This window comes from Paenibacillus sp. FJAT-26967 (genome assembly GCF_001541095.1).
Classification (GTDB): Bacteria; Bacillota; Bacilli; order Paenibacillales; family NBRC-103111; genus Paenibacillus_F.
This window is the reverse complement of the sequence record NZ_LMXH01000001.1, coordinates 551,140-563,587: the sequence shown is the minus strand read 5'-3', so window position 1 is coordinate 563,587 and position 12,448 is coordinate 551,140. Positions and strand designations below refer to the sequence as shown.

Genomic DNA, 12,448 nt, shown 5'->3' with positions numbered 1-12,448 from the left:
CATCAGTCTTATCAGGATGCCGGCAGCTAGAAAGTTAGCTTCGGGCTCTTAGCTGCCGGACAAGATCGGGCAAATATATCACACAGACAAAAAAGCAAGGCACATCCCCAAATTCCATACAAGGCATAGAATAAGCTGTTGGGAGCCCACACCTGGACGAAGCTCCAATTCAAACCGTCAAAAACGATATCATTTATTCGGTATAGCAAATACGCGAGAGCGGATAGGAGTACCGCCATGACTAACATACGAATCTTCAGACGATTATATAAACCCGTATATTGTCTGGCTCCGGTCCGGATCTGTATAATGCCTTTCACGAGAAGGAACAGCAGGACGAGAATGCTGATTCCGGTAATTGCTGTTACGATAGCGGCTATCCTGTCCACCTGAAGGAATTGGTCGGAAGTGCCTGTTTGTACGTCCCGGCCCATCAGCATATCCATTATTCCTTGGCCGATCTCTTGCGTGTATGAAGAATTCATATTCGCCAGAATGCCTACGCCAAGACCTCTTTCCGGATTCAACACAAAATAGGAGGAGTAATTGGGATTGCCGCCTCCATGTGACAGCTCCGTACTTTCTTTTAGATAAGCAAACCAGCCGGAGGCATATAACGATCCATCATAATCCGGCTGGACTTGCGCATTCGGAATCTGCGAAGTACGGACAAGATTCCGTACCCAGCCCAGCGTTGATTCTCCAAGCTGAATTTGCAGCCATTTGGCCAGGTCATACCCGCTTATGATAAAATACCCGGCGGGCGTATTGCCCCGATATTCGGGTGCCTGGTACGGCTGCGGCTGTCCGAACAGCAGTTTATAACCGGCAGCCAGCTTCTGCTGATCCAGATCTCCCCGCCATGCAAACGTCTGGTTCATCTCAAGCGGATTAAGCAGCTCGGTTCGAATAAAATCCTCAAAATGCTGTCCCGTTACTTTCTCGATCACCAAGCCAAGTACATCATAGTTGAGCGTTGCATAAGAGAATTTGGTGCCAGGCAAGAAGTCAAGTTCAATCCCTTCAAGTACCCTTACCGTCTGTTCCAAAGCATCTTCGCCTGAAGCAACGGGAATATCCCCAATCGTACGAAAGGGGATTCCGCTGGTTTGATACATAAAATTTTCCAGGGTCAGCTTAGGCCTCGTTCCCTGGTAAGTTGCAGCGAATGACGGAAGATACCGGGTGATCTCATCTGTAATTTGCAGACTGCCTCTTTCTTGCAGCATGAGAATCCCCAGCCCGGTGAACGCTTTGCTTGTCGATCCAATCTCGAATAGGGTCTCCTGCGTAACCGGAGCTTTCGTCTGATCCGCGATTCCGAAACCCTTCTGGTAGAGAATCTGCTTCTTATCGACAATGGTCACGGATACTCCCGGAATCTTACCGTCTTCCATCTTCCTCCCAATAAAGGAATCAATCTGCCCGGATTCAAAGGTCCCGCCTGATTGATAGGGGCTGCCTTCACCGGAAACCCGGTCCATGATTGGATAAATGAGCCATAGGGCTGTCCAAATACTTAGTGCAGCCAAGTAGACTTTCTGATGAAGGGAACGAATAGCGATCTTCTCCTCACGGAATGATATACCTTCTTGCAGCAGGATACCGGCTCAAAATCTGCACAGAAAAAAGGCAGTGCTTCGCCACGACAAGTGGGAGCACTTACCTTCCTAAATAGCTATGTCCGCTTGAAAAATATTAACGTGCCGGAACATCGATTAATTTTTTCAAGAATCATTACGAAATGCAATAATCATTGAATAATGATGCAATTAAAAAAAGGAAATCTTGATATTAGTCGTAAATTACCTTTTTTAAATAAATAACCATTGATGTATCTTGTTAAAATAATACCATAAAATTTTACTTTTGTGGCACAATTCTTAACCTTCCCGACATACGAAGAGGCTGTTTATCCGGGCTTAAGTTCGTTACTAACGTATAGGACTGGTCGGTGTCGGAGCTAACAATTCAATCCCCAGATCAATCAGTTTCTCACAACCCAGGAAATTCAGCAGCAGTTTGGCCCGCTTTTTATGTTTATCGATCTTTTTGATGCTTCCTTCCATTCCCTTTAACGGACCCGAGACGATCGTTATGACGTTATTGTTCAGCAGAACAGTAGAATAATCGACAATCGCCTTGTCATCCATAAGCTTGATAAGATGCTCCATCTCTTCATCCGGAATAGATTTAAAGTACATCTCTTCATGACCCTGTTCCTGCGATACTTGCTTGTCCTTTTTATTCTCATAGTTTAATACTTTGATAACCTCAGGAATCGCTTGGATTTCATAGTAGGTTTTAAAATCCATATGAATCTGCAAAAAAACATACCCCGGGAACATCGGTTTGATTACGGCGTTTACAACCCCATCTTTTTTTTCAGGTACTTTCCGCTTCGGTACACAGCAATATACAGAGGAACGATCGAATCTCTCCAAAATCCGTCTCATGACATCCTCTTCCTTGGCGCCTTGAACAAAAATCGCATACCATTTTCGCATATTTGTCCCCTCTTCGAGCTATGATGGATGTTAAACGTTAGAGGCGGGCTGCTGCATTTTAGCTAACAATTGCTCGTAATACCTTTTTTCTGCCGGATGAATGGAGTTAAGCCGCTCCGTAATATCCTTCATTTTGTAGACAGATGTAAACGCATATCTCACTATGAGGTGTCTTACGTAATTCCAATGATCCAGAATATTCTCAAGCTCTTGCGTTAACGGCTCTTCATCACCGAACAACTCCTTGATATTAAACACCTCGATTTGCTTGCAAGCTATGATCGAGTTCAAGATCTCCATGCATCCATCCGCTTCTTCTTTTAAACGTTTTTCATCGGAAACCGCAAGAAGGATCCTGTCCGTGATTTCCTTAAGCTGCTTCAAACTCTCGAATAGCAGTTCTTCATGATCCCTCACATTGCGTTTAAATACTTCCCGGTAATCGGGTTCTTTCTGGCCGGATTTATCCGTATTGTTTAGAAATTCATAGTAGGACGGCATGTTAGTGTGCGGCAGATAATTCACAAGAAATCCTTCATAAGATCGCTGCAAATCCTCGTACCCGATCGTTTGCGGTCTATAGGTCAAATTGCCGCGATAGCTATGTTCAATTATGTTGAATATCTTCTTGTCATCATCAAATCCATAAACAAGTAAGCTGTGCATCCAATGGTCCTGATGAAAGGTGTCTTGACGAATGGGCTCATAGTAACAATCCACCCATACGATTACCGGATTCCCCTGTGATACAGCGTTTTTAATGCGAGGGATTAGCTGCTTGCTATCTTCAGCAGGCATAGTCGCTTCCATCCCAATGTTTCTGGAGAAGTCCGCCAGCAATATTCGGTCCTGTTCCGTTATCACTTCGTCATTTTTATTAGGACTATGATGCGTTGCAGTACTCACTCCGATTCCCAGCTCCGCCAGCAAATCAGCGATAGTCTTCTCGAAATGATTCGTCATCCCGTCTTGCGTATACCGGAATAGATCGTTAGCCGAAAAAACAGTGTAATTCTTCTCAAAGAACAATAGGACTGGGAACAGGGAGTTATGAAAACAATCTTTATAGAACAAGTCATTAAAAGGCTGTATATTGTCCAGGATCAGACCGGAATCTTCAATCTCCTCTATCCGCTGGTGGCCGGTAAGATTATCGGCCTGGGATGCGAGCTCTCCCGAATCATTTTGACCGGACACATGCTCTGCGAGCGCCTTTACGGTCTGCTTTTCAAATAATTCGAATATCCCAATCGGAATATCGGCTTTCTCCATTAGCGTCTCCACTTTAACCGCAAGGATCGAATTGCCGCCTATCTCATAAAATGTGTCGTAAATATTAATTTCCTTCTGTCCGAGAGCATGACCCAGCACTTGAGCTATCCTTAGCTCCCAATCCGTGTAAGGATCGTCGGAAGAACGCCCCGTCAATGTGACACGAGAGGATTCTTCTTTGATCTCATCCTTGGCTTCTCCTACCTGGAATCCGAAATTATCCTCACCATGTGAAGACATAATCGATGGATCTAGTTCAAAACCAAGTGAATCATCGAATAAAGACGGATGGTTGCTGTTCAGTTCCCCAATAATAACCCTCTGTACCTGCTTGCTTAATACCGTATGAAAGGCCTCCAGAGCATCCTGAATCTCAATAGGCAGGAACATGTCGGAATCTCTGCTCACGCCATAGTCATGAGCCATCCCTACTTCCTCCCATGCGGCCCAATTAATTGTCAATGTACGCCTGCCTTGATGATTGCGGTACAGGGTATAAGCATCGAGGTAGGAGTTGGCTGCGCAGTAATCTCCCTGTCCTTGTCCGGCCAAAAAGGACGTAATGGATGAAAAAAGAACCAGAAAATCCAGATTATCTTTGGCTGTCAGCGTATCTAAAATCCAGGTTCCTCTCGTTTTGGGAGCGAGCACATTATCGAAAACTTCTCGTTCTCTGCGGATAATAAAACCGTCTCCGGCAACACCTGCGGCATGAATAATTCCACGGATGGCTCCATACTGGCCCCGGACTGTATCAAGCACCGCTTCCATTTGACTCCTGGAAGAAACATCGGCACAGAAGAATTGTATAGTTGAACCACTTGCCCTTATCTCTTGGGCTTTGCGAATTTTGTAGATAAGCTTTTGGTCCGTAGACGTATCACATAACCGCTCCCAATCCCCTTCAGCGGGAAAGGCAGACCGGTTAATACAAACAAGATGAATTCGATTGCGGGAAGCCAGATCCTTTGCGATTTCGAGCCCTAGCCCGCCCGCTCCGCCTGTAATGATGTACACGCCATCGTCTTGAATCGTAATGGGCTGATCCGGGATCTCCTGCAGTTCGATAGAGGACAATTCTTGTACGAACCGCTCTCCGCCTTTATACAAGGTCCAATAATTCCTGCTGGCGCTATTAATTTCGGAAACAATGGTTGCCTCATCTGTTAAATCGCATACTTCTATACAACGGCAGTTAAGCTTGGAGTATTCCTGTCCGATTACTTTACCAAGGCCGAACATGGAAGCATGATGAGGATTCTCTTGGACGGAAGGAGCGATCAGCACAATCTCGACTTCCTTCTCCAGCCCCGCCTTGACCAAGGCCTTCGTAAGGTGATAAAGGCTGTATATCCCCCTGCTTTCCTGCACTTGAAAATCATCCAGGGTTTCCGCTTCCTTAGGTTCTGCAAACGCTAATAAGTGAATAATCTGCTCTACCTTACGTTCTTTACAGAGGTTCGCCAAGGTATCGTAATCATCCCCATAGCTTTCGCCCGCAACAGTAACGTCCCTCCGGATGCTTTGAATCTGCCCCACTATACGATTACTGCGAGAATCACCCTGCTCAATAATAAGGGTGGATAACGATGCTGTTTGCTGCTGATGAAGCGGAGTCTCCGACTTTTTCCAATTCAAATGATAGGTATTCTTGTGATTACGGGGCTGGTCATAAACTAGGCTCCCTGTTACTTTCTTAATGGAGTAATCTTCAATAAATACCAGTTCATTACCGGACTTATCCAGTAAATGAACATCAAACGTCGCGATTTCGGGGCTGGCCACGTCTGCACTTTTCTTCTTAATATAGCTATAAATATCGGAGGGCAAGTTTCTGTAAATCGTTAAACGTTTGTAAGAGAAAGGCAAATACAATTCCTCTCCCAGGCTGCGCAAAGCCACATTCACGGCCTCATCCATCAAAGCAGGGTGCAGGTTGTATTCCAGCGCTTCAGTGGTGTAAGCTTCTTCGAGAGATAGATCGGCGATCAAGCTCCGCGAACCCTGTTTTACTTCTCTGATACAGTTCCAGTGAGGTCCGGTCTCAATACGATTGACGGTTTCGTACGGAAAATACGGCATATCGCCACCTGAGCATTGCTTCTGGAGCGTCGTGATCTCAAAAGCATTCCCTTGCTTCATGGCCGATGGGATTATGGTTCCCTCTGCATGCTTGGTCCATTGCTGCTTGAAACGGCTCATGACTACAAAATGGAAACGGTCCTTTTCTTTTGTAAGAATAGTTTGAAGCTCTTTCCTCTCTCCCGGTTTAACGGAAAAAGGAGTAAGGAACAGCACGTCCGACAACTGAATGGTACGGTTCGGGAAATATCTTTTGGCAAGCTCGATGGCCATTTCCAAATAAATCGTGCCCGGAGCCACACAACTGCCCGCAACAAGATGCTCGCTTAGAACCCAGTGATCCTGGGCGGAGAGTACGCTGAGATAAGTTACACGATCGTATGACTCCGACAAGCAGGCGTCAAACAGAGGGTGCGAATCGTTGAGAATATAAGGCGACCCTTCTCTTTCCTTCGATGCTTCCTCGTTTGCCTCTACCCAGCAGGAAGTCCTGGCAAAGGGATACGTCGGAAGACTCAGCCGTTTGCGATTCTCTCCTTCATAAAGAACCTGCCAATTAATATCGCCGCCAGAAAGATAAATTTGAACCAGTTCCTTGATAGATAAAGAAGACCCTTCAGTCAATTCCTTACCCGCTTGCGTCAGTTTCAGTTTTTCCGTTCTTGTCAGTTCGCCTTTCTTACGAAGCGTCTGATTCTCTGAAACGATCCGGTGCTCCCCGTAAAGTACAGCAGAGTCCTGCCACTTGTTAACATCAAGGCTGGATAACCTGTCTAATTGAATCCGAAGGTCAGCTTGGTCATCGAACAAAACAGCCAGCCGGTGGGAATAGTGACCTCGTCCTGTGTTAGCCGTATAGCACATATCACGTAAATCCATGACGTCATGATTATAGAGACGGAATTGATATGCCCGGACTAGATCCCTCAGCCCTTCTTGTCCTTTGGCCGATAACGTTAAGAGGTTCTGACCCTGGTTTCTTAGCGGACTATGGACATCCCCCGGCACATCTGCCGGACCCGGAGCTGCTTCTTCCAGAACGACGTGGCAGTTCGTTCCGCTCAGACCGAATGAGCTGATGCCGCATCTTCTGGGATTTCCCCCTGCAATCCAGGGTCTTATCCGATCATTCACATACACTGGCGATGTCTCAAAGTTAATTCGCTTGTTCGGTTTTTGGAAATGAAGCGATGCAGGAAGCATTCTCTCCTTGAGAGCGAAAATCGCTTTAACCATCCCCGCGATTCCAGCAGCATGATCGAGATGTCCAAGATTCGTTTTGACGGAACCGATGGCGCAGAATTGCTTCTTATCGGTATACCTGCTCATCGCTTCTTCTATCCCGCTAATTTCAATCGGATCTCCCAGGTTCGTCCCTGTACCGTGAGCCTCAAAATAACCGATTGTTTCCGGATCAATCCCGGCATCTTTCCAGGCTCTTTCGATCACATCGGATTGAGCGGAAGGATTAGGAGCGGTCAAACCCGCAGATGTACCATCCTGATTGATTGCACTTCCTTTGATCAGTGCGTATATGTGGTCACCGTCGGCTAATGCTTGAGACAATGGTTTTAACAGAATCGCTGCAACACCTTCTCCAAGACCTGTGCCCTCAGAGCTGTCATCGAACGTTCTTGCCCGGCTGTCGGAAGAAGTGATGCCGATCTCATCTTCTTTTGCTTTGATACTGGTTAACGGCAGCAAATCGACCTTGACCGAACCGGCAAGTGCCAGATCGCAATCTCCGCTGCGAATGGAACGACAGGCTTGATGAACCGCGACTAGAGAAGATGAACAAGCCGTATCCACTACCAGGCTTGGGCCTTGCAGATTAAGCAAATAAGAAATACGGCTGGCTATGATCGAGTTGATATTACCGGAGATCGAAACACTCATATCATCCGGGCTGCTCGATTCAATAAATTCTTTGTAGCTCACGCCAAAATCTGTACTATGTCCCAAGAAAATTCCCGTAAGGCTATTCTGCAGAAGACCTCCGCCGTACCCCGCATCCTCGATTGCTTCCCAAGCAGATTCCAGAAAAAGCCGCTGACTGGGGCTCATCAGACTCGCTTCTTTAGGAGAAAGCGAAAAAAAATCATAATCAAACAGATCAACCTGCTCCAGGAAACCCGCTTCGTAATAAGAATCGTTTGGTCTCACAGCTTTCTTAGCGGCCAAGTAGGGCTCATTGAGCCGTTCCCTCTCTTCGGGAAACGGCCGGATGTGGTCCTTACCCTGAACAAGCGACTGCCAATATTCTTCTTTATTCGCTGCATCAGCAAATCTGCATGACACCCCGATGATCGCGATATCCCTGCTGAACCTGAGTTCCTCTTTGGCTTCTTCTTTAGGTTCCTGGCTCACGATGAGTTTAGTCAAAGCTTTTATGTTAAGTGACATAATTCCCCTCCATTAGGAAACCTCCGTAATTCCAAGCAGTCTTGCAGGTTATTATCGGACTTGTATAAGGAAGCACGATACGGCGCATCCGGAAGCCTTTATTTATATGGACTGCGCTACAGCTGTAACCAATTGCGAATAGTAATTTAAGAACTCCCGCATTTTTGAGACAGCAAAATCTCTAGGACGAAAATGTATTTGACACGTCAGCTCTTCCTGATCTTCCACGATTTGTAGTTTTAAACGGCTGTTTATAGATCCTGTTTTCGTGCCCGGGTATGCAAACACAAACGAAGGAACCACAAACCTGCCCACTTCCTTAACCGGCACCGGATCAACTAACCCAGACGCCTGATTGATTTGCAGTTCCACCTGTTTTAAAATTTCTGTGAATTCCGTAGTCGTTTTGAAGTCGACCTCTACCCGGATACGTCTGGACGGCGTGCCGGCTAAAGCCGCTATTCCTATTCTCTCCTCATTTGAAATTTCAGAGAGCAGGTGGGCATAAACCGTAAGCAGAAGCGCAGGTAATTCCGCCTGGTTGCTCCTCGCCATTTCTTGCAAACGGCTCTTTGTTGCCGAGTTCACGGAAACCTCCAGAACCATTTCGCTGGCTTCGCTTGCTTCGGGAAGGTAATAGTCGGAGGGGAAGACCAGTCCTTTCCATTCATCCTGATTGCCCATTCTTTTCTGCAAAAGCTGTGCTAACTTCTCAACGGTCGGATTCGAAAAAATATCCGTAATGCCAATCCGATCCGGAATATAATCATTAATTCTCACTGCTAACATGGATAACAGGACGGAATTTCCTCCAAGCTCAAAGAAATTATCCTGGGTCCCTACCTCACGGTTCAGAACCTGCCTCCAGAGTTCCGCCATCTTGCTTTCGAGCTCAGTCTTTGGAAGAATGAAATCCGTAGAGAGAACCGGACGCTTCTGATCAGGCTCGGGTAAGGCATTTCGATCGATTTTGCCGTTAGGCGTCAGCGGTATTTGCGGGACTCTTACATAAAATCCGGGGATCATATATTCGGGCAGCTGCTCTGCCAGATAAGCAATAATCTCTGCGGCCGGCACATCGTGACCGCACACATAATACACAACCAGATATTTCTCATCCCATTCATTGGTCTTCGCTGCTACTACACACTCTTGTAGAAGAGGATGTCGGGAGAGGCATTCTTCGATTTCCCCCATCTCGATACGGAATCCCCGTACCTTGATCTGATTGTCGACTCTTCCCAGGAACTCTACTTCCCCATTTGCCAACCGCCTGGCCATGTCACCCGTTCTATACATCATTTGTCCCGGGCACAAGGAACTGCGGATAAACCTCTGGTCAGTTAACTCCTGGTTATGGAGATACCCCCTGGCAACACCAAGACCGCTGATGCACAGCTCTCCCACTTCACCCTCTGCCGCCGCCTGCATCTGTTCATCGACAATAAATAATTCCGTATTGGCAATCGGGTGTCCGATCGTAATCGTTTGAGCAAGTGTTAAGTTGTTGATGGCAGACCATACCGTTGTTTCGGTTGGGCCGTACATATTATAAATATTTGCTTGTGTAAGCGCTCGCAGTTTATGCAGTAAACTCTTCGGGAAGCTCTCGCCACCCAGCATGATATCGCTCATTCTCTCGATAACATCCCTATTCGCCTGATCATTTAGCAGCATTTGCATCGTTGAGGGTGTCGTTTGGATCATATCGATGCGATGTTGACCAATATCCCTCATCATATACATCGGATCGGCTAAAACTACGCGATTTCCTTTACAAAATGGCAAAAGCGTCTCAAGGACAAAAATATCAAAGGAAATCGTGGTTAAACTGACAATCGTTTTCTGTTCCGAAAAATCAATCAGCCGGGTTACGCCTTCAATGAAGTTTTGTACGGCCTTGTGCTCCACCATCACGCCTTTGGGCTTGCCTGTAGATCCGGATGTATACAGCACATAAATCAGATCGCCCGGAGCATTAACCGGTTCAAGATTCTGATCAGACTGAGAATCCGCTATGTCCTCCACACAAAATATCTGGCCGCGGAAGTCCAGGAAAGATCTGAGTTCTTTTTGGGTAACCATCACGGAAGCTTGGCTGTTCTCGAGCATATAGCGAATTCGATCGGGCGGGAATGAGGGATCAATAGGTAAATAACAACCTCCCGCTTTGAGGATGGCCATCATCCCTACCATAATATCCGCAGAGCGTTTCATCACGAGCGCTACAATATCGTTAGGCTTGACACCTGCATGGCGAAGTTCATGGGCCAGCCGGTTAGATCTTCTATTCAACTCGGTATAGGTGAGAGATTCTTGCTGATATACAACCGCTATTTTATCTGGTGTTCGTTCCACTTGTTTCTCGAACATTTCATGAACCGTCCGAGTTTGGGTACTAGGCACAATCCTCACCCCTTAGCAAATATTAACAAGAATTTGCTCGAATTTTGTATTCCCATTATCAAGATTACACTACCTAATTATACCAATGCGATATTTTTTTTCAACATTCTATCAATTTTCACATTAGATATTGTATTTTTCAATAAATCCATTTAAATTGATAATAGCTGTATATGATTCTGCAAATTAAAGTGATTTTTCTCCTTCAAACTCTTATTTATGCACATCTCTCCTTCCTTACATAAATAATATCTCTCATGTGATGTCAGATTAATTACATACCGGCGTTGAAATAATTGTAAATAAAACATTATGCTTGTCGATATACACGCTTCATTTAACATATTATTACACACCTTAAATGAAATAGTACAACCCACTAAGTAAACCTATTCCGATTGGAGCCGAGTGATGAATCCTATTAAACAAAAAGTCGAAAGTCTGTTAAATAAGCTGCTGGAGGCTGCTCCGGATAACGTATTAAGTAATGATTTAGTCTACAATGGCGTAGATTCCATGAAATTCGTCCATTTGTTAATTTCCATCGAGAACGAATTTGACATCGAAATTCCAGATGACTTCCTAACCTTAGATAAATTGTCTACCATTGATGAAATCGTTGCGCTCATTGAAAGAAGCCAGGTGAATTAAAGTGGTACAGACACTCCATTTGACTCCTAATTATGATGCACAGTTAACTTGTGAAGAAGGTATGATCGCTTCGATCTGCAATTGGCTCCAAATCGATTATCAAATGCTGTTTATAGATAGCTGGGGTTTTCACTTCAATGCCCCCACAGGTCCGGAGAAAATAAAATTAGGCGATCGAATTTCACACAGTACGCTCGGTGATGAAAAATATATTCAGTGTGTCGATTACATGAAGATTCATCATGGTTTACAAATCGATTATGAGGTTTTCCTTACATTGGAACAGATGTTAACATCCGTTCGACAAGAATTAGAATGCAGCAGACCCTTAGCAGTCTTAACGGATTCCTATTGGTGTCCCTGGATTCCGTCTTTTCAAAAACAGCATGACGATCACTTTCTAATCATTGTCGGTGTCGATGAGACGTCTGGACATTTCCTTTGCATCGATCCTATGTTCTCAAAAAAAGTGGAAAAATTATCGTATGAATTTATGATGAAAGGAATTCATGGTTATCTTATCTTCACCATAGAAACGGGAATAAGGCCCGTTTGGCATAAGGATTGGGTTCGTAATATAAGCAATTCCTTGCTGATCCTTAATAATCCCGCAGAAAATACTGATGTTTTCCGTGCCATGAAACGACTATCCGAAGATATTCTCGATAAATTTGATTATGAACTAGAGAGAGGCAGTGAGGGATTAGTCCCACTGATTGTTAGAAGATTTTCCGAAATCTCAAAGGGAAGATACAAGTATTCCGAGCTTGTCGCTTTATTAGCAGACTTGTATAAGGATGATCGACTGCTCTATTTCTCCAATGGCGTGCGAGAAGCTGGTGAAAAATGGGGAGTTATTCAACAACTGCTTACTAAATTCATGATTACCGGGAGAAACTCTACCCTGGTCCGAATAAGCGAGAAAATCGCGGATGCGGCACATTTCGAGAAGCAGCTGGTTGAGGAGTTTCAGCAGTATATCAGCAGTATTGATTCATCCAATTAATTAAAAAAACCGATAGCGTGAGGGGACTGACCCCTGTTTGTGAGACAGGGATCAAAACACCTTTCAAGTTATGCAGCCAGTCGTCGGAATTCAAGCGGCGACTGGTTATTTAGTTTCGTTT

The 12,448-nt window shown here is 45.2% G+C and carries 6 protein-coding genes; 2 read left to right on the top strand and 4 right to left on the bottom strand.

From position 1 onward, the window contains the following. Positions 1-26: 26 nt before the first annotated feature. From AR333_RS02615 to AR333_RS02600, 4 genes are all read right to left on the bottom strand, one after another. Positions 27-1,484, bottom strand: a complete 1,458-nt coding sequence (locus AR333_RS02615; protein WP_301336117.1) for a serine hydrolase — start codon at positions 1,482-1,484, stop codon at positions 27-29. Positions 1,485-1,934: 450 nt separating this feature from the next. After that, positions 1,935-2,507, bottom strand: coding sequence for an antiterminator LoaP (gene loaP, locus AR333_RS02610; RefSeq protein WP_068773786.1), 573 nt, complete (start codon positions 2,505-2,507; stop codon positions 1,935-1,937). A 30-nt stretch (positions 2,508-2,537) separates the two neighbouring features. Further along, positions 2,538-8,264, bottom strand: a complete 5,727-nt coding sequence (locus AR333_RS02605) for an SDR family NAD(P)-dependent oxidoreductase (RefSeq protein WP_068773785.1) — start codon at positions 8,262-8,264, stop codon at positions 2,538-2,540. 102 nt (positions 8,265-8,366) lie between these two features. Beyond that, the gene (locus AR333_RS02600) at positions 8,367-10,670 is read right to left on the bottom strand and encodes an amino acid adenylation domain-containing protein (RefSeq protein ID WP_156430811.1); all 2,304 of its coding nucleotides are present in this window, start codon (positions 10,668-10,670) and stop codon (positions 8,367-8,369) included. A 411-nt stretch (positions 10,671-11,081) separates the two neighbouring features. On the opposite strand from AR333_RS02600, the gene AR333_RS02595 reads away from it, so the two are divergent. Further along, positions 11,082-11,321 (top strand): acyl carrier protein, encoded by a 240-nt coding sequence (locus tag AR333_RS02595; RefSeq protein ID WP_068773783.1) that lies wholly within the window; start codon positions 11,082-11,084, stop codon positions 11,319-11,321. A 1-nt stretch (position 11,322) separates the two neighbouring features. After that, positions 11,323-12,327 (top strand): BtrH N-terminal domain-containing protein, encoded by a 1,005-nt coding sequence (locus AR333_RS02590; RefSeq protein WP_068773782.1) that lies wholly within the window; start codon positions 11,323-11,325, stop codon positions 12,325-12,327. The last annotated feature ends 121 nt before the right edge of the window (positions 12,328-12,448 follow it).

Excerpts from the sequence above, each read along its gene's own strand:
- AR333_RS02615 (WP_301336117.1), bottom strand. The coding sequence starts at position 1,484 with ATGGACCGGGTTTCCGGTGAAGGCAGCCCCTATCAATCAGGCGGGACC.
- AR333_RS02595 (WP_068773783.1), top strand. The coding sequence starts at position 11,082 with ATGAATCCTATTAAACAAAAAGTCGAAAGTCTGTTAAATAAGCTGCTG.
- AR333_RS02605 (WP_068773785.1), bottom strand. The coding sequence starts at position 8,264 with ATGTCACTTAACATAAAAGCTTTGACTAAACTCATCGTGAGCCAGGAA.
- loaP (WP_068773786.1), bottom strand. The coding sequence starts at position 2,507 with ATGCGAAAATGGTATGCGATTTTTGTTCAAGGCGCCAAGGAAGAGGAT.